The organism is Rhizorhabdus dicambivorans, assembly GCF_002355275.1.
Taxonomy (GTDB): domain Bacteria; phylum Pseudomonadota; class Alphaproteobacteria; order Sphingomonadales; family Sphingomonadaceae; genus Rhizorhabdus; species Rhizorhabdus dicambivorans.
Genome location: NZ_CP023449.1, coordinates 1,740,085 through 1,757,657, shown reverse-complemented (window position 1 = coordinate 1,757,657; position 17,573 = coordinate 1,740,085). Strand labels below are relative to the sequence as shown.

General features: G+C 67.6%; 14 protein-coding genes. 4 read left to right on the top strand and 10 right to left on the bottom strand.

Going from position 1 to position 17,573, the window contains the following annotated elements; translation table 11 throughout:
• Nucleotides 1–57: 57 nt before the first annotated feature.
• The 4 genes from sucD to CMV14_RS08420 form a co-directional block, all read right to left on the bottom strand.
• The gene (sucD, locus tag CMV14_RS08435) at nucleotides 58–942 is read right to left on the bottom strand and encodes a succinate--CoA ligase subunit alpha (RefSeq protein ID WP_066968516.1); all 885 of its coding nucleotides are present in this window, start codon (nucleotides 940–942) and stop codon (nucleotides 58–60) included.
• A gap of 66 nt (nucleotides 943–1,008) precedes the next feature.
• A complete protein-coding gene (gene mdh, locus CMV14_RS08430) occupies nucleotides 1,009–1,971 on the bottom strand; it encodes a malate dehydrogenase (RefSeq protein ID WP_066968514.1) in 963 nt (320 codons plus the stop codon).
• Nucleotides 1,972–2,156: 185 nt separating this feature from the next.
• Complete coding sequence (locus CMV14_RS08425; protein ID WP_066968512.1) at nucleotides 2,157–3,503, bottom strand: alkaline phosphatase family protein; 1,347 nt, start codon at nucleotides 3,501–3,503, stop codon at nucleotides 2,157–2,159.
• Between the two features lie 2 nt (nucleotides 3,504–3,505).
• Nucleotides 3,506–5,761 (bottom strand): TonB-dependent receptor, encoded by a 2,256-nt coding sequence (locus tag CMV14_RS08420; protein WP_066968544.1) that lies wholly within the window; start codon nucleotides 5,759–5,761, stop codon nucleotides 3,506–3,508.
• A gap of 286 nt (nucleotides 5,762–6,047) precedes the next feature.
• On the opposite strand from CMV14_RS08420, the gene CMV14_RS08415 reads away from it, so the two are divergent.
• The gene (locus CMV14_RS08415; RefSeq protein ID WP_066968542.1) at nucleotides 6,048–9,005 is read left to right on the top strand and encodes a CHAT domain-containing tetratricopeptide repeat protein; all 2,958 of its coding nucleotides are present in this window, start codon (nucleotides 6,048–6,050) and stop codon (nucleotides 9,003–9,005) included.
• A 62-nt stretch (nucleotides 9,006–9,067) separates the two neighbouring features.
• On the opposite strand, the gene zapE is transcribed toward CMV14_RS08415, so the two are convergent.
• From zapE to sdhB, 3 genes are read right to left on the bottom strand one after another with little or no spacing between them, the layout of a single operon-like run.
• On the bottom strand, nucleotides 9,068–10,189 hold the full coding sequence (gene zapE, locus CMV14_RS08410) for a cell division protein ZapE (RefSeq protein ID WP_066968510.1): 1,122 nt from the start codon (nucleotides 10,187–10,189) through the stop codon (nucleotides 9,068–9,070).
• Entirely contained in the window at nucleotides 10,186–10,635 is a 450-nt protein-coding gene (locus CMV14_RS08405; RefSeq protein ID WP_066968508.1) for a PaaI family thioesterase, read from the bottom strand. Before CMV14_RS08405 ends, zapE begins: the two co-directional genes overlap by 4 nt.
• A 12-nt stretch (nucleotides 10,636–10,647) precedes the next feature.
• Nucleotides 10,648–11,433 (bottom strand): succinate dehydrogenase iron-sulfur subunit, encoded by a 786-nt coding sequence (sdhB, locus tag CMV14_RS08400; protein WP_066968505.1) that lies wholly within the window; start codon nucleotides 11,431–11,433, stop codon nucleotides 10,648–10,650.
• A gap of 171 nt (nucleotides 11,434–11,604) precedes the next feature.
• On the opposite strand from sdhB, the gene CMV14_RS08395 reads away from it, so the two are divergent.
• Entirely contained in the window at nucleotides 11,605–13,134 is a 1,530-nt protein-coding gene (locus CMV14_RS08395) for a lipopolysaccharide biosynthesis protein (protein WP_066968503.1), read from the top strand.
• Nucleotides 13,135–13,297: 163 nt separating this feature from the next.
• Here the strand turns inward: CMV14_RS08395 and CMV14_RS08390 are convergent, their stop codons facing one another.
• Nucleotides 13,298–14,149, bottom strand: a complete 852-nt coding sequence (locus CMV14_RS08390; RefSeq protein WP_238147231.1) for a nucleotidyltransferase family protein — start codon at nucleotides 14,147–14,149, stop codon at nucleotides 13,298–13,300.
• An 11-nt stretch (nucleotides 14,150–14,160) separates the two neighbouring features.
• On the opposite strand from CMV14_RS08390, the gene CMV14_RS08385 reads away from it, so the two are divergent.
• Together CMV14_RS08385 and CMV14_RS08380 are read left to right on the top strand one after the other, a co-directional pair.
• The gene (locus tag CMV14_RS08385) at nucleotides 14,161–15,249 is read left to right on the top strand and encodes a CDP-alcohol phosphatidyltransferase family protein (RefSeq protein ID WP_066968499.1); all 1,089 of its coding nucleotides are present in this window, start codon (nucleotides 14,161–14,163) and stop codon (nucleotides 15,247–15,249) included.
• A 10-nt stretch (nucleotides 15,250–15,259) separates the two neighbouring features.
• A complete protein-coding gene (locus tag CMV14_RS08380; protein ID WP_066968497.1) occupies nucleotides 15,260–15,694 on the top strand; it encodes an HIT family protein in 435 nt (144 codons plus the stop codon).
• A 67-nt stretch (nucleotides 15,695–15,761) separates the two neighbouring features.
• Here the strand turns inward: CMV14_RS08380 and CMV14_RS08375 are convergent, their stop codons facing one another.
• Together CMV14_RS08375 and CMV14_RS08370 are read right to left on the bottom strand one after the other, a co-directional pair.
• Entirely contained in the window at nucleotides 15,762–16,499 is a 738-nt protein-coding gene (locus CMV14_RS08375; RefSeq protein WP_066968494.1) for a phosphocholine cytidylyltransferase family protein, read from the bottom strand.
• Nucleotides 16,496–17,572: an acyltransferase family protein gene (locus CMV14_RS08370; RefSeq protein ID WP_066968492.1), complete on the bottom strand. Its 1,077-nt coding sequence runs from the start codon at nucleotides 17,570–17,572 to the stop codon at nucleotides 16,496–16,498. The genes CMV14_RS08375 and CMV14_RS08370 overlap by 4 nt, the downstream gene beginning before the upstream one ends.
• Nucleotide 17,573 lies beyond the last annotated feature (1 nt).

The window sequence follows — 17,573 nt, the reverse complement described above, 5'->3', positions numbered from 1 at the left end:
CGTGAAACGCCCACCCGCCTCGGACCCGGTCAGGTCCGGAAACGGGGCTTGCTCACATCAGCCCTTGAGCACCTCGGCCAGGGTGGTGCCGAGCTCCGAGGGGCTTGCCGCCACCTTGATGCCCGCCGCCTCCATGGCCGCGATCTTGTCTTCCGCGCCGCCCTGACCGCCCGAGACGATCGCCCCGGCATGGCCCATGCGGCGGCCCGGAGGCGCCGTACGGCCCGCGATGAAGCCCGCCATGGGCTTCTTGCGCCCACGCTTCGCCTCGTCGCGCAGGAACTGCGCCGCTTCTTCCTCGGCCGACCCGCCGATCTCGCCGATCATGATGATCGACTTGGTCTCGTCGTCCGCCAGGAACAGTTCGAGCACGTCGATGAAGTTGGTCCCGTTGACCGGATCACCGCCGATGCCGACCGCCGTGGTCTGGCCCAGGCCGATGGCCGAGGTCTGGAACACAGCTTCATAGGTAAGGGTGCCCGAGCGGGAAACAACGCCCACCGAGCCCTTCTTGAAGATCGAACCCGGCATGATGCCGATCTTGCACTCGTTCGGGGTCAGGACACCCGGGCAATTCGGACCGATCAGGCGCGACTTCGAACCCTGCAGGGCACGCTTCACCCGGATCATGTCGATCACGGGAATGCCCTCGGTGATGGTGACGATGAGCGGAACCTCCGCGTCGATCGCCTCCAGGATCGAGTCCGCCGCGAAGGGCGGCGGAACATAGATGACACTGGCGGTGGCGCCGGTGGCGGCCACGGCCTCATGGACGGTGTCGAAATTGGGCAGGCCGATATGGGTGGTGCCACCCTTGCCCGGCGTCACGCCGCCGACCATCTGCGTGCCATAAGCCAGCGCCTGCTCGGTATGGAAGGTGCCGGTGTTGCCGGTCATGCCTTGCGTGATGACCTTGGTGTTCTTGTCGACCAGGATACTCATAAGCTGTGCGTCATCCCTTCAGCGTCACCCAGACAAGGCCGGGGATCGGGTTAATGCAGTAAGATGTCAGGCGAGCGACCCGTCGATCGCCTTGCAGGCGACCAGCAGTTCCTTGACCGCCTCGACCGAGACCTGGAGGTTGGCCTTGGCCTCGTCCGACAGCTCGATCTCGACGATCTTCTCGACGCCGCCGGCGCCGATCACGACCGGAACGCCGACATAGAGATTGTCGACACCATATTGACCGGTCAGGTGGACCGCGGCGGGCAGGACCCGCTTCTTGTCCTTCAGATAGCTCTCCGCCATCGCGATCGCCGAGGTGGCGGGCGCATAGAAGGCCGAGCCGGTCTTGAGCAGCGCGACGATCTCGCCGCCGCCCGAACGGGTGCGCTGGACGATCGCGTCGATGCGCTCCTTGGTCGACCAGCCCATCTTGATCAGATCGGGGATCGGGATGCCCGCGACGGTCGAATATTCGACGACCGGGACCATGGTGTCGCCATGGCCGCCCAGCACGAAGCTGGTGACGTCCTGCACCGACACGCCGAACTCCTCGGCGAGGAAGCTGCTGAAGCGCGCCGAATCGAGCACGCCGGCCATGCCGACGACCTTGTTGTGCGGCAGGCCCGAGAATTCGCGCAGCGCCCACACCATCGCGTCGAGCGGGTTGGTGATGCAGATGACGAAGGCGTCGGGGGCGTTGGCCTTGATGCCTTCGCCGACCGACTTCATCACCTTCAGGTTGATGCCGAGCAGATCGTCGCGGCTCATGCCCGGCTTGCGGGCGACGCCGGCGGTGACGATGATGACGTCGGCGCCCTTGATGTCGGCATAATCATTGGTGCCCTTGAGCTTCGCGTCGAAGCCTTCGACGGGGCCGCACTGCGACAGATCGAGCGCCTTGCCCTGCGGCACGCCTTCGACCACGTCGAACAGGACGACATCACCCAATTCCTTGGAAGCCGCGAGATGCGCGAGCGTTCCGCCGATATTGCCAGCGCCGATCAGGGCGATTTTAGTCCGAGCCATCCGACTCCTCCGGTATGAAGATCCGCAAAGGAAGACGGCCACGCCGTTGCGACCGCCCGAAAATGCGGTGCCCGCTTAGCCCCGTCCTCCCGATGGGGCAACTGTTGCATATGCGAAGCGGGCAAGTTTTTTGGTGCCGGCCAAAAGTTGCGGTTGGCAAAGGCCCGCGCCGGCTGCCGTCCCACTTAGCGCGTCGCGGCGATCTCCGCGACCGGCGGCACCTCGGCCTTCGTCAAGCGAACGCCTGCCATAGCGGCAATGGTCGGCGCGATGGCCCGCATGTCGATCTCGCCGAGCGCGCGGCCTTTCGGCAGCCCCTGCCCCATGATCATGAACGTCGCGCGCAAATTCCCGACCTCGGGAAAATAGCCATGCGTTCCCATATATTTGGGCACTGCATGCAGGGGCGCCGTGGCGCCGCCGAAGGCGCCGGCCACCGCCGCGTCGGGCACCATGTTGACGAAGAAGCTCGCCTCCGGATTGCCGCCCATCCGGGCGATACCGGCGCGGTCGGCCACGGCGGCGATGCCGTTGGCCGGATCCGCCTGCATCGCGGCGAGCAAATCGGCGACGCGCGCCGCGAGCGCCTTGTCGTCGGGCCGGGCCAGCACGATCGCGGCCGAGCCCCCGCTCGGCCAGGGCATCGCGTCCCAACCCGTCACCGCCCCCTTGGCATCGAGCCTGATCAGCCCAGCATCCATGAAAGCCCTGAAGAAATTGGTCTCCCGCCCGATCGCCTCGAAACCGTGATCGCTGACGATCGCGATCGCCGCGTCGGGATGCGCGGCAAGCTCGGCGGCGACGAGCCCGCCGATCACCGCATCGATTCGCTCGAGCGCCGCATGCGCCTCCGGCGAACCCGGCCCGTGCGCATGCTGCTCATGATCGAGTGACGTAAGATAGGCCGTCATGAAGTCGGGCTTGTGCAGCGCGATCAGCTTCGCAGCGAAACGGCCGCGCCTTTCATCGCTTTCGACGCTTTCGTCGATTCCGGCGGCATAGGGCTCGCCGGTCGCCCGTTCCAGTTCGGCGACGAGGCCGGCGGTCGACAGCGCCGTCACCAGCTTGGCATCGTCGGCATGGCCGGACCGCCAGATCTGCGGGATGTTCCAGGTCACTCCGGAAGCGGCGACGCTGACCGGCCAGTGAAGGCTCGCCGCCGTCTTGCCGGCTTCGGTCACCGCCGCCCACAGCGTGGGCACCCGGATGTCGGTGGCGTACCAGTACCAGCCGCCATAATTGATCTGCATGGGATCGAAGGTGGTGTTGCTGACGACGCCATGCTTCGCGGGGCTGGCACCGGTGACCAGCGTCACATGGCTCGGATAGGTGACTGTCGGCAGCACGCCGCGCACGCCGCTGGCATAGGCGCCCTCGGCGACGAAGCGCCGCAGATGGGGAATGCGCAGGCCGCGCTGCTCCGCCTCGATCACGTCGGCGGGCCGGAGCCCGTCGATCGAGATCATCAGGACCGGCCTGGCCGAAGCGCAGGAGGCCCACAGAGCGGCGGCGATGAACAGCGCGGCCCGCATGATCAGAACCCCGCCTTCAGCGAGATGAAGAACTGCTGCGGTGCGCCGACCAGCAGGGTCTGGCGGTCCCCGCTATTGCCGGTACCCGCCGAGTTGATCGTGCCGACATATTTCTTGCCGGTGAAGTTACTGGCGTTGAGTTGCAGCTCATATTGCTTGTCGGCGCCGAAGCGGTAACCGAGCGAGGCGTCGAAGATCACCCGGCCGGGGACCGAGCGGTCGTTGAGATAGTTGAAGAAGCGCCGCGACATGTAGTTGGCCGAGACGCGGGCGAACAGCGCGCTGTCGTCATAGCCGATCTCGCCGCGTGCCATATGCTTCGGAGCGTCGACCACGGTCTTGCCCTTGAGCCGGGTGATGGCCCCGGCCCCGTCCACCACATCGTCGCGATAGGTGGCGTCGGTGTAGGTGTAGGAGGCGTAGAGGGTGACGACCTCGTTGAGCTTCAGGTCGCCCGCCGCCTCGACGCCGACCGAGCGCACCGAGCCGACATTCTGAAGCACCGAGGGGCTGCCGATGATGTCCGGGCCGCTCGCCACGCCGAGCAGGCGATCATGGAAGTTGACGAGATAAGCGCCGAGCACGCCGTTGAAGGCGGAGTTGCCGTAACGCACGCCCAGCTCATAGGTGTCCGATGTCTCGGGCTTGATCGTGTCCTTGATCGCGTCGAAGCCCGCCTGGGTAGTGCCCCAGATGCTGCCGTTCACCGACGGGAATGCGCGGGTGGCCTGGGTGAAACCGGCAAAGACCTCGGCGCCGCCCAGATCATAGACCATGCCGACGCTCGGCTGGAACCAGTCCTCGGTCTTGAACTTGCCTTCGGGGAAGACGTCCTTGACGATCGCATCGGCCTCGTTGTCGACCTTGAAGCCCTTCCAGCCGATGTTGATCTTCAGTTCGCCCAGCTCGATGGCGTCCTGAACATAATATTGCAGCGTGTCGGTGGTGAAATCGAAGTTCCACTGGGTGAAGAACGGATTCTTGGGATATTCGCGGAAGGACTTGCTCGGCGTGGTGCGGGTGCCGAGGTCGTAGAAGCGCCGCGCCTGGTTGAAATTATTGTGCTCGAACCAGCCGCCCACGACGATGCTGTTGAAGCCGAGCTTGAAATCCACCGATCCGAACAGGCCCCAGCGGTCGATGTCATATTCGGTGGTGCGGATCGAGATGGGCGAGCCGCTGGGGCTGGGCACATAGGGCGTGCCCCACAGGCCCATGCCCTTGTTGTGGTGATAATAGCTTTTCAGCGCGACGTTCGCGTCATCGGCGATCGGCGACCTGAAGCCGAGCGCGGCGACGGTGTCCTTCCGGAGACCCGAAGCATCATAATAGGCATCATCGACCGTCTGGAAATTGCCCGGATAGGCCGTTCCCGCCGCCGCATTGGAAATGGGAGCGCCGGTTTCGCCGCGATTATTGCCGATATCGGCCAGCCGAACGGCCAGGGCATAGTCGGGCGAGGTGTTGTCGGACCGGTAGCCGAGCCGGCCCAGCATATCGAGCGACATGTCCTGATAGTCCTGCTCCCGCCGGTCGGAATAGCTGAACCAGCCGTCGATCTGACCTTCGCCCACGGGCAGCACCGCCTTGGCGTTGACCATATGCTGGTCCTGTTTGCCATCGCCCTTATATTTGTCGGTTGTGCCATAGCCGTAGGAAACGAAGCCCCGGAGGCCCTCGGCGCTGCCGACGTTCAGGCGGACGAAGCCGCGCATCGTCCGGTCGCTGCCATAGGTCGCGTTCGCCTGGCCGCCGAACCGGTCGAGCGGATCGATCGAGAAGGTCTCCACCGTACCGCCGAGATTGTTGGTCGACTGGGTGCCGACCGCCCCTGCGCCCTGCGACACGCGAACCGAGGCGACGTTCTCCGGGCTGACGATGCGGCTGATATGCAGGCCGTTATGGTTGCCATATTGCATGTCACCCAGCGGGATGCCGTCGAAATTGAAGCCGATCTGGCTCTGGGCGAAGCTGCGGATGGTGACGCGGGTCGACCATTCGTAATTTCCGAACGGATCGGACGCCTGGATATTCACGCTCGGCAGCTTCTCGATCGCCTTGATCACGCTGGAGCCGGGGGTGAGTATCCGGATTTCGGCCGCATCGACCTGCTGGACCTGCCGGACCTCGCCCTTGCCGAAAACGACGATCTCTTCCCCTGCGCCGGCGTCGGCCGCGGGGGGCGCGGCGTCCTCGGCCCATGCGGGCTGCGCACAGAAGGCGACGGACGCGAGCAGACAGGTTGAGAGTTTGCGCATGATGATCCCCTTGGCGTTTGTGCGTTGCACAAGGCGCGATAGGGGCGCGTCATGACGGCGGGATGGTGCCTTTGCGATAATCCGGCGTCATATCGATTACACTAGGAAAACCGCGATTTTCTGATGTTGATGCGCTGAGGGCATCTCCGTCCCGGCTCCGGGCCTGCGATACGGAGATTGCATGGACATCCGCATCTTCCGGCAAGGCTGTGTTCGGAATCACGTCTTGATTGCGGTTCACCGGCTATCGGCTAGCATGGCACGGGACGGGGAACGGGGGATGGATATGCGCGGCATCTTGGCGGCGGCAGCGGCGGCAGGGCTTCTGATGACGTCGGCGAGCGCTCTTTCGGCTGGTACCAGGAGCGGCGTCGCCATGCCATCCGCCGCCGACAAGGCCCGGCTGGAGAAGATGCGCAAGGCCGCCGACGACCTGGACGAGGGCGCCGATCCGGCCGGCTATCGCAAGGCGTGGGAAGCGGTGCTCGCTTATGGGCGGACGCTCTATCCCGCCGGCCATCCGGAACTCGCCTGGCTGGAGGGCGAGCTCGTCACGGCGGATTATCTGCAGGGCGATATCGCCGGGGCGGCGGCCCGGGCCGAACGGCTCGGCGCGCTGCTGGAAGCCGGCGGCCCCGCCTATCACGACCGGCGGATGGAGCTGGCCAACGCCCAGGTCGTCATCCTGATGACGCTGAGCGATCACGACCGCGCGCGCACGCTGGCCGCGCAGGTGCTGGAATGGCGGATCGCTGCCAGCAAGGGCGAGCCGAGCAGCAACGTCGCCGCCGCCTATTCCAACCTGGCCAATGCCGAGTTCGAGTTCGGCAATTACGACAAGGCGATCGAGCTGGTCCGCAAGGCCAATGCGGAGGACCGCCGGCACGAGAAAATCCCAGTCAACTCGGCGCCGCGCTTCGCCAATCTGCCGATCTTCCTGCTGCAATCGGGCCGGCTGGAGGAAGCGATCGAGGAAGCCCGCACGGTACAGGCGACGCTGGAGGGATTCATGCCCAAGGGGCATCCCTATCTGGCGACCAACCTCAACACGCTGGCCCGCATCCTGATCCTGCTGGGACGGCCCGGCGAGGCCGAGGATGTGGCGCATAAGGCGGTGGACATCGCGGTTGCGCGCTTCGGCCAGAGCCAGCAGGCGGTGAGCTACATGGTCACCGTCGCCAAGGCGCAGACCGTCCAGGGCAAGACGACGGAGGCGATCGGGACGGCGCGCTCAGCGGCGGAGATCCTGGCCAAGGGCATCGGCCCCGACGCCCAGCGCACGCTGATGGCGCGCGAAACCTATGCCGACGCGCTGGCCGCCGCCGGCGACGGGCAGCAGGCGATCACGATCCTGCGCGAGGTGGAGGCGGCACGCGAGCGCAAGCTGCCGCCGCTTCACCGCGACCATATCGGCGGGCGAGACCAGCTCGCGACGCTGGCCTTCAAGCTGGGCGACATGGCGACGGCCAAGACCGCGCAGGCCCAGGCCCAGGCGCTGCGCAGCCGATCGACCTTTCCCGCCGAGGACGTCGCCACGCTGACCGGCGAAACCCGGCTGGGCGCGATCGAGGCGCATCAAGGCGACAGCGAAGGCGCGCTGAAGCGGGTCCGGGCTGCCGTGGCGCTGCTCGACCAGCGGCTCGACCAGCTGAGCGCCGCCGGGCGGCGGCGATCGGGCGTCGAACTGGAGATTCGCGCGGCCTATGGCTGGGCGCTGGACGCGGCGGTGACGGCGGGCGACGAGGCGCTGGCCTTCCAGCTGACCCAGCGGCTGATGGAAAGCTCGGCGGCGCGCGCGGTGCGCGAGGAAGAGGCGCGGTCGGCCGCCGGCGATCCGCAGCTGGCCGAACTGATCCGCAGACGCCAGGACGCCGCAATCGAGCTGGAAACCCTGCTCGACCGCCAGCTGCGACTCGCCGGACGGAGCGCCGATGCGGCGACGATCAAGGCGGTGGCCGCCGAGCGCAAGGCCGCCGCCGCGCGGCTGGAGCAGCGGACCGCCGCGCTGGCGGCACGCGCGCCACAGCTGATCGCACCCGCCGGTTCCGAACCGCTGGCGCTCGATACGGTCCGCGCCGCGCTCAAGGGCGACGAGGCGCTGCTGGTTGCTGCCGTCGCCGAGGGCCGCACGACGCTGTTCGCGGTCACGCGCGAACAGGCCGCGATGACGACGGCGCCGGCCGGCGCGCGGCAGATCGCCGAACTGGTGACGCGGCTCCGCTCCGGCATCACGCCGCAGGCCAGGCCGGGGGCGAGCTTCGCGCTGCGGGCGGCCGCCCCCAGCCGGGCCGCGATATCGGACGCCGCCGCCAGGGTGAGCTTCGACTATGACGCGTCGGCGCAGCTGCACGACATCCTGCTGCCGACGCCGATCCGGGCCGCCATCGCGAACAAGCCGCGCCTGCTGATCGCCGCCAATGCCAGCCTCGCCACGGTTCCGCTGGCCGTGCTGGCGCCCCGGCGGAGCCATCCGACGCTGGGCGGCACCCAATGGCTGATCCGCGACCATATCCTCGTCACCCTCCCCTCCGTCGCGAGCGTCACCGCGTCGCGATCGACCGCCGCCGGGCGAAAGGTGCGCAGCTTCTTCGCGGTCGGCGCGCCGGACCTGGCGCCGGCGGGCACCGCCCTGGCCTTCCGATCGGCGAGCATGGCCCGGCAGGTGCGGGACCTGCCCGCGCTGCCCGCCACCGAACCCGAGCTGCGCACCTTCGCCCGGGCGCTGGCCGCCCCCGAGCAGCTGATCCTGACCGGGGACCGCGCCACCGAACAGGCGATCCGCTCCGCCGACCTGACCCGCGCCAATGTGCTGGCCTTCGCCACCCATGGCCTGATGGCCGGCGATCTGGAGGGACTGGACGAGCCCGCGCTGGTGATGACGCCGGCCGGATCGGACGACGGGCTGCTGACCGCCAGCGAGATCATGCGGCTGCGGCTGGCAGCGGACTGGGTGATCCTGTCCGCCTGCAACACCGCCGCCGGCGGAAGCAGCGACGACAGCGGCCTTGCGGGCGTCGCCCGCGCCTTCCTCTATGCGGGCGGCCGCAACCTGCTGGCATCGCACTGGGCGGTGCGCGACGATGCCGCCGCCTATCTGTCGGTCGAGACCGTCCGCAAATATGGGCGCGGCGCCGACCCCGCCCGGGCGCTGCGCGAGACGATGCTGCGGATGATCGACAAGCAGCCGTTCGAGGGGGCCGAGCAGCCGGTCAACTGGGCGCCGTTCGTGTTCGTGGGGCGGTAGGAGCGGGCGCAAATCCGACCCGCATCGTCATCCCGGGCTTGACCCGGGATGACAGCCAAGGGTTATTCCTCCGCGCCGTGGCCGGCCGCCAGATAATCCTGGCTGCGCATCTCCATCAGGCGCGAGACGGTGCGTTCGAACTCGAAGGCGCCGTCGCCCTCGGGATAGAGCTGCTCGGGCTCGGCCTCGGCGGTGGCGAGCAGCTTGACCTTATGCTCGTAGAAGGCGTCGATCAGCACCTTGAAGCGGGATGCCTCGTTGCGCTTCTCCGGGGTCAGCAGCGGAATGCCGACCATGATCACCGTGTGGTAGTTGCGCGCGATGGCGAGATAATCGGCCGCCCCGCGCGCCTCCGCGCAGAGCCGCTTGAACGAGAAGACCGCGACCCCCTTCAGGCTCTTGGGGACATGCAGGGTGCGGCCGCCCTGCACAGCGATGTCGGCGGTGGGGACATGGGCGCTGTCCTCGGGCGGATAATCGGTGAGGCGGAAGAAGGCCTCGCGCACCGCTTCGTTCGCCCGGGTATCGAGCGGCGAATACCAGACCGGCATGCCGCCCAGCCGTTCGAGCCGGTAATCGGTCGGCCCGTTGAGGCAGAGCACGTCGAGCTTGTCCTCGATCAGATCGATGAACGGCACGAACAGCTGGCGGTTGAGCCCATCCTTGTAGAGGTCGCGCGGCGGCCGGTTCGAGGTGGTGACGACCGTGACCCCGGCATCGACGATCAGCCCGGTGAACAGCCGGCTGAGGATCGCCGCGTCGGCCATGTTGTTGACCACCATCTCGTCGAAGGCGAGCAGCTTCGCTTGCGACGCGATCGCCTCGACGACGGGCGGGATCGGATCGCCCTTCTCCTTGGCGCGCTCGACGCGCAGCCGCTCATGCACCTCGATCATGAATTCGTGGAAATGGACGCGCCGCTTCGACTCGACGTTCACGCAATCGTAGAACAGGTCCATCAGCATCGATTTGCCGCGACCGACACCGCCCCACATATAGAGGCCGCGCACCGGCGGCGGCGGCTTGCGCAGCATCCGCCACAACACACTGCCCTTCACGGGGCGCTCCTCCAGCGCACGGGCAAGCGCGTCGAGCCGCTGCACCGTGGCGCGCTGGTCCGGATCGGGCTTGAGCTCCCCAAGGGCGAGCAGCTCCTCATAGCGGGCGGCAACGCTCTGGGTCATGAACGGGCCTTGCGGATCGTCGCGATATAGCCGGCGATCATGGCATCGCCCTGCTCGACCGTGCCGCGCAGGAACAGCAGCCGGCCCGTTTCGCGCGTCACCTCCACGATGGCATCGACCGGGTGGCCGGGATCGGCAGCGCCCGCCATCTGCACGCTGAGATCCACGGTCACGCCGGTCAGCGCGCCGGCCGAACCGAGCGTGCTGGCGCCCGCGAACAGCGCGCAATCGATGAAACCCATCAGCGCGCCGCCATGGAGGCGATCCTGGAAGTTGCTCAATCTGTGGTGCGGGGTGAGGCGGACGATGGCGCGCGCGCCATCGCCCCGGACGAGGAGATTGCCGAACAGCGCGTTGAACCTGCCCTCATCCCTGAGGCGCCACTGATGCCAGCCGGGATTGTCCGGGTCCGGCTGATACAGGAACCGGGAATCGTAGGCCGTCATCTCAAAACGCGATCAGAGCTGGCGTTCGACCACCATCTTCTTGACCTCGGCGATCGCCTTGGCCGGGCTCAGGCCCTTCGGGCAGACATTCGCGCAGTTCATGATCGTGTGGCAGCGATAGAGGCGGAACGGATCCTCCAGCTCGTCGAGCCGCTCGCCGGTCATCTCGTCGCGGCTGTCGGCCAGCCAGCGATAGGCCTGGAGCAGGATCGCGGGGCCCAGGAACTTGTCGCTGTTCCACCAATAGCTGGGGCAGGAGGTGGAGCAGCAGGCGCACAGGATGCACTCATAAAGACCGTCCAGCTTGTTGCGATCGTCGGGCGACTGGAGCCGCTCCTTGCCCGAGGGGTTCGGGGTGACCGTCTTCAGCCAGGGCTGGATCGAGGCATATTGCGCGTAGAAATGGGTGAAATCGGGGACCAGATCCTTGATCACGTCCATGTGCGGCAGCGGGGTGATGCGGACCTCGCCCTTGCAGTCCTCGATCGCGGTGGTGCAGGCGAGGCCGTTCTTGCCGTTCATGTTCATCGAGCAGGAGCCGCAGATGCCCTCGCGGCAGGAGCGGCGGAAGGTGACCGACGGGTCCTGCTCGCTCTTGATCTTGATCAGCGCGTCGAGGACCATCGGGCCGCATTCGGCGAGGTCGACCTCGAACGTGTCGTAACGCGGGTTCTCGCCCGTGTCCGGATCGTAGCGGTAGATCTTGAAGCTCTTGACGTCCTTGGCACCTGCGGGGGCCTTGTGGACCTTGCCGTTCTTCTTGATCTTGCTGTTCTTCGGAAGCGCGAACTCAGCCATGACTCATGACCCCCTGCCCTTGGTTGGGACCCGCGATAGCGAATAGCGCCGCGCGGCTCAATGGCTTCGGGGCGCCAAATTTTTCCAAAGCTTATCGTTACGCCCCGCTGCGCTATATAGCCCCACATTCCGCTCCCTTGAAAGGGCGCACCCAGCCGGTAGAAGCAGGCGATGTCATCTCCCCCTCCCCCCGAGCCGCCGCCGGGATCGCGCCAGGTTGCCAAGGGCGCCGGTACCGCGCTGCTCGCGCGGGCGGGCGGGGTGATCGAGATCGTCTCGCAGCCGCTCTATGTCTGGCTGTTCGGCCTGCCGACCTACGGCCTCTACATGGTGCTCTGGTCGGCGGTGAACCTGGTCGAGAATTTCGCCGACCTCGGCATGACCAGCGCGCTGCAGAGGGTGGTGCCCCAGGCGAAGGACGATGCCGAGCGGGCGGGCGCGCTGCGCCAGGCGATGATCCTGGGGCTGCTGCCCTGCATCCTGATCGCGCTGGCGGCAAGCCTGGGCGCGCACTGGATCGCCGAGATCGTCAACGTCGCACCCAAGGACCGCGACCGGCTGGCCACCGGCATCGCGCTGTTCGCCTGGGCGCTGCCCTTCTGGGCCTATGTCGAGATCGCGACATCGGCGCTGCGCGCGCGCAAGGCGTTCGGGCCCGAGATCCGGCTGCGGGTGATGTGGGAACAGCTGCTGCGGATGGTCGCCGCGATCGTGCTGGCGGCGCTGGGCGCGGGCACGCTGGGCCTGCTGATCGCGCATCTCTGCTCGCTGGCGATCACCTGCATCTTCTCGACCCGGCTGCTCGCGCGATATTATCGGCTCGACCTCGTGCTCGGCGCATCGGCGACGCCCACGACCACCGCGCATACCCTCTATGCCGGGCTGTCGGTGCTCCCCTCCAACATCGTCAGCCGGCTGTTCGCCGATGCGCCGCCGCTGATCCTGAACCTGATGATCCCCGGCGCCGCCGGCGCCAGCGCCGCCGGCCTGTTCGCCATCGCCCGCAAGCTGGCCAGTGGCGTGCAGCTGATCCGCCAGGCCTTTTCCTATGTGATGGCGCCGCTCGCCTCCGAAGCGGTGCGCCATGACATTCGCCATGTCGCCGAAATCTACGGCTTCGCCACCCGCCTGACGATCGTCGTCGCGACGCCGGTGGTGTGCACGATCGCGGGCGGCGGCCGCGCGCTGCTGGCGCTGTTCGGCAGCCCCGCCCAGGCGGCCTATGCCGCGCTGGCGCTGCTGACCTTCACCCGGCTGATCGAGGCGGTGGCGGGGCAGGCATCGGCGATCCAGTCAGTGATCAGCCGCTATCACCATCCGCTGGTCGGCAGCGCGATCGGGCTGGGCGCGGCTCTCGTCATCGGCTGGCTGCTGCTGCCGCAGGGCGGGATGGACGGCATGGCGGTGGCGGTGTCGGTGGGCATCGCCCTGTCGGTGCTGACGCCGATGGTCCAGCTGTGGGTCCATGAACGCATCCACCCCTTCGCGCCGCCCTTCGCCCGCGCGGCGGGCGTCGCGCTGCTGGTGGGCGCCGCCATCCTGCTGCTGTCGCTGCTGCTGTCGCCGCTCCACCACCTGCTGCGCATCGGCATCGGCGCGCTGCTGCTGATCGGGGGCATCTGGCTGTCGGGCCGCTTCGGGCTGGCCGAGGCGGACAAGCTGGCGCTGGGCAAGACCGCGCGGAAGCTGCGGCTGTTGTAGGTTAGCCGTCGTCCCGGCGGGGGCCGGGGCCGTCAGAGGTTGCGCGGCCACGTCGCGGCAAGGGCCTCTTGCGGCCCAACGGCTGGCATAGCCAGCCGATCTCGGGCTGCGGACTGCCCCCGACAGTCCGCTGACCGCCGCTCGATCCTCCGCCGGGGCGACGCTATTGGCGGCGGGCGCGCAGGATCGACTCTACCATCGCATGGTCCGAGGGCTTGTCGACATCGATGCAGGCCTCGGCCTGGGGCAGCAGCACCGCCTTTGCCCTGATCCCCAGCCGCCGCCCGACCCGCTCGATCGCCTGACGCAAGGTGAGCAGCCGCGCCGCGATCATCAGCGACAGGCCGATGCCAAAGGCGCCCAGCACCGCGCGCGCCTTCTTGCGCTGCTGCTCCACCCCGCGCCAGATCGCCAGAACCTTGAGCGCTTCGGGGCTGCCCAGCCAGAACAGGTTCGCCCCCGAATATTGTCCGCCGCGAAAGGGCAGCCAGGTGCGGCGATTGCCGGGATAGGCCGCCTCCAGCACCCGCCGCTCGACCAGCGCCACGGCGATGTCGGCGCCGTCCGCCCCGACCCTGAACCGGTCGATCATCGCGTCGTCGAGCAGGACATTGTCGGCGGTGGTGAGCAGGAAGGGATAGGCCTGCGGCATCGCCCGGATGGTGGCCGCGATCGCCTCGACAATCGAATCGCCGCAGTCGCGCACCGTGACCCGCGCCTCGTCGCGCAGCCAGGCCGTCGCCGGGTGATCGAGCAGCGCGTCGGCCTGCTGCGCCAGGATGACGATCCGCCGCACATCGCCCCGCGCGGCCAGCGTGCTGCCGACCCAGGCGAGCATCGGCTGGCCGGCGACGTCGATCAGCGCCTTGAAAGGCTGGCCGAAATGTTCGGCCAGCGGATCGCCGCCCGGCCGCTGCCCGGCGAGGATGATCGCCGTGAAACCCCTGTTGTCCATGATCATGCCTTGCCAGCCCCGCGCCTGATCGGCAAGGAACGGGCCCCTATCCGACCGCATATTGGAAATCCATGAGCAGCAGCGCGCTGAACGTCCGGCCGATCGGCACCAATCCCACGCTGATCTGGGGCATGACCAGCACCGAGCGGCTTCGCCGGATCGCCGCCGCGCAGTCGCTCGGCTTCTCCGCCGAGGCCAATGGCGGCCCGGTGCTGTTGGCGGCCGCCAGCCATGTGTTCGAACCCGCCTGGCTGAAATTCATGGCCGCGCGGCCCGGGCAATTGCTGACCCTGGCTGGCGAGCCGGTGATCGCCCATGTCGCGCAGGACACGGGCGGCGGCTTTCCCGCCGGGCTGGCCGAGGTGCGCGCCGAGGACCATCGCGTCTTTTACAACGAGGCGCTGCGCAAGCGCGAGGAGCCGGTGCTGGAGCGGCTGGAGCCCGGCCGGGTCCGCGCGATCGAGCGCCAGACCTATTTCGGCGCCTATAAGGGCGTCACCGACATCCTGACCAAATATCTCTGGCCCGAATGGGCGCTGGTGCTGACCCGCATCGCCGCGCGGCTCCACCTGACCCCGAACATGGTGACGACGATCGGGGCGGCGCTGTGCGTGCTGGCGACCTGGCTGTTCTGGGAAGGCCATTACTGGTCGGGCATGGCCGCCGGCCTCGGCTTCATGGTGCTCGACACGGTCGACGGCAAGCTGGCCCGCTGCACGATCACCTCCAGCTATTGGGGCAATATCTTCGACCATGGCATGGACCTGGTCCATCCACCCTTCTGGTGGTGGGCATGGGGCGTCGGGCTCGGCGCCTGGGGGCTGGCGCTGTCGAGCGAGAGCTTCACCTGGGTGATGATCGCGATCGTCGGCGGCTATGTCGTCCAGCGGCTGATCGAGGGCCTGTTCATCCGCAATTTCGGCGGCATCCACATCCATGTGTGGGAGAAGATCGACAGCGATTTCCGCCTGATCACCGCCCGGCGCAACCCGAACATGGTGATATTGTTCGTCGCCACCCTGCTGCAGCGCCCCGATATCGGCCTGATCGCGGTGGCATGGTGGACGGTGCTGTCCTGCCTCTTCCACGCGGTGCGGCTGGTGCAGGCGATGCTGCGGCAGGCGCGCGGCGAGACGATCGGGTCCTGGCTGACATTGTAGGAGAAGAGGCATGGCGAACGCGACGATCGAGAGGTTCGGCTGGCCGGCCACGCTGATCCGCGATTACCGGCACTGGGTGGTGCTGCTCCGCCCGACCCAGCCGACGCTGGGATCGCTGATCCTCGCCGCGAAATCCGACGCGACCGCCTTTGGCGACCTGCCGCCCGAGGCCCATGCCGAACTGGCGGTGATCACCAAGGAGATCGAGACCGCGCTGTCGGGGGCCGTCGCCTATCAGAAGCTCAATTACCTGATGCTGATGATGGTCGACCCGCATGTCCATTTCCACGTCATCCCGCGCCATGAGGGCGAGCGCGAGCGCGACGGCGTATCGGTGACCGACGCCGGCTGGCCGGGGCCGCCCGCGCTGGGGCAGGCGGTAGCGCTCGACGCGGAGCAGATCAGGGCGCTGAGCGGATGGCTGAAAGGATTGTGGCCGAGCTGATCTGGAGGCTGCTATCGATCATTGCCGTTCACTCCAGCGATCTCTTGTCACGATTCAATTGATCGGCTCAGCCCCTCGCCCAGCCCTCGGTCAGCGCGCGGGCGATCGGAAGGTCCTCGGGGAAGTCGACCTCGGCCCAGGCGAGCCCCTCGATCGAGACTGTGCCGACCACGCCCGAGGGCGCCAGCGCGTGGATCGCCTTGAGGTACCAGTTGAGCACGCCCTCGGGGGTGCGCATCATCGCCTCGACCTGGTTGCGGAAGATCGACGGGCCATCGCCCCGGAAGGCAAGCATGCCGATCGATTCGGCGTTGGTCTCCTGCGGTTCCAGCCGCTTGCCGATCTGGAGCAGCCGATCACCGTCGCGCTGCACCTTCATGTCGTCGAGATCGTAGCTGTCCTTGACGTCGATCGTCACGGTGATCGGTTCCCGCGCGCCCGCGATCAGGCGGCCGACGATCTCCGGCGAAACGAGAGTGTCGCCATTGAGGATGATGAAATCCTGGTCCATTTCCTCGCGCACGATCCAGCAGGAGCCGAGATTGTCGGCGACCTTGTAGAAGGGATTGAATACCGTGCGGATCGCGACGCCGGGCAGATCGAGCGCGGCCAGCGCGGCGCCGAGCTTCGCGTCGCGGAAGCCGGTGACGACCGCGATCTCCTCAATGCCGTTGGCGGCGAGCGAGCGGATCTGCCATTCGATCAGGCTGCGCCCCGCGAAATCGATCAGGCATTTGGGCTGGTCGGCGGTGAGCGGCAGCAGCCGCGAGCCCTGACCCGCCGACAGGATGATGGCTTTCTTCATGGCGGCGGGCGCCTAGAGCCCCATTGCGGCGAAATGATGAAAAGGGCGGTGAGCCGGCGGCGAACCGGCTCATCATAGAGACGGGCGAGCAGCAGCGCCCCGCCGCAGGCGATCACCATGGCCGTGACCGCGACCAGGCCGCGCAGCGAAGGGAAGCGCGAGGCAAGCTCCGCCGCCGCGAGATAGAGCGGGAAGTGCAAGGCGTAGAGCGGATAGGACAGGCGACCGAGCCCGCTGAGCACGGGCAGCGCGGCCTGTGGCGGGCGGGCGGCCATGGCGAGCCAGATGAGCAGCGGCCCCCCCGCCAGCACGAACATGGCATCGAAGATCGGCCGCAGTACCGATCCGACCGGCAGCGTCAGCGCCGCCGCGGTGAGCAGCAGCGCCAGCCACCAGCAGCCGGCGAGGCGCGGGGCATCGAGCCGCTCCCGGCAGCGGTGGAGCAGCACGCCCGACAGGAAGGTGCAGGTCACCCGGCCGATGCCGAACGGAATCTGATCTCGCGCCCAGCCGATATTGGCGGTGCCCAGCGTCGCGATGCCCCCACAGAACAGCGCGAAACCGCCCAGGATCAGCAGCAGGAGCAGACGGTTCGACAGCCGGCGCGACAGCGCGGCATAAGCGAGGTTTACCGCCATCTCGTAGAATAAAGACCAGTGCGGCGGATTGGCCGGGAAGAGGCGGGGCCCATCCCCGACGAAGGATGGGAGCAGCAGCAGATTGAGCAGGATCACGACCGGCGCCGTCGCCGCCAGCAGCGCGGGATCGGCCGTCGCCGGCAACAGCCAGGCCTGCGCCGCGCCGAGCGCCACGCCCAGCGCGACCAGCGGCCAGAGCCGGATCAGGCGGATCAGCGCGAAACGGCCGATGGTCATCCCGGCGCGCAGCCTGGCTTCATAGGCATGGGCGATGACGAAGCCCGACAGGCAGAAGAAGAGATCGACCGCCAGATAGCCGGCCCGGAACAGCGGGACCGGCAGCAGATCCCCGAAATGATAGACCAACACGCCGATCGCCGCGACGCCGCGCATCCCGTCGAGCGTCGGATAATGATGCTGGGCGCCGCCGGTCACG

Excerpts from the sequence above, each read along its gene's own strand:
- CMV14_RS08395 (WP_066968503.1), top strand. The coding sequence starts at position 11,605 with ATGTCATCTCCCCCTCCCCCCGAGCCGCCGCCGGGATCGCGCCAGGTT.
- CMV14_RS08380 (WP_066968497.1), top strand. The coding sequence starts at position 15,260 with ATGGCGAACGCGACGATCGAGAGGTTCGGCTGGCCGGCCACGCTGATC.
- sucD (WP_066968516.1), bottom strand. The coding sequence starts at position 942 with ATGAGTATCCTGGTCGACAAGAACACCAAGGTCATCACGCAAGGCATG.
- CMV14_RS08375 (WP_066968494.1), bottom strand. The coding sequence starts at position 16,499 with ATGAAGAAAGCCATCATCCTGTCGGCGGGTCAGGGCTCGCGGCTGCTG.
- CMV14_RS08420 (WP_066968544.1), bottom strand. The coding sequence starts at position 5,761 with ATGCGCAAACTCTCAACCTGTCTGCTCGCGTCCGTCGCCTTCTGTGCG.
- CMV14_RS08390 (WP_238147231.1), bottom strand. The coding sequence starts at position 14,149 with ATGCGGTCGGATAGGGGCCCGTTCCTTGCCGATCAGGCGCGGGGCTGG.
- zapE (WP_066968510.1), bottom strand. The coding sequence starts at position 10,189 with ATGACCCAGAGCGTTGCCGCCCGCTATGAGGAGCTGCTCGCCCTTGGG.
- CMV14_RS08425 (WP_066968512.1), bottom strand. The coding sequence starts at position 3,503 with ATGCGGGCCGCGCTGTTCATCGCCGCCGCTCTGTGGGCCTCCTGCGCT.
- CMV14_RS08415 (WP_066968542.1), top strand. The coding sequence starts at position 6,048 with ATGCGCGGCATCTTGGCGGCGGCAGCGGCGGCAGGGCTTCTGATGACG.
- CMV14_RS08405 (WP_066968508.1), bottom strand. The coding sequence starts at position 10,635 with ATGACGGCCTACGATTCCCGGTTCCTGTATCAGCCGGACCCGGACAAT.
- mdh (WP_066968514.1), bottom strand. The coding sequence starts at position 1,971 with ATGGCTCGGACTAAAATCGCCCTGATCGGCGCTGGCAATATCGGCGGA.
- CMV14_RS08385 (WP_066968499.1), top strand. The coding sequence starts at position 14,161 with ATGAGCAGCAGCGCGCTGAACGTCCGGCCGATCGGCACCAATCCCACG.
- sdhB (WP_066968505.1), bottom strand. The coding sequence starts at position 11,433 with ATGGCTGAGTTCGCGCTTCCGAAGAACAGCAAGATCAAGAAGAACGGC.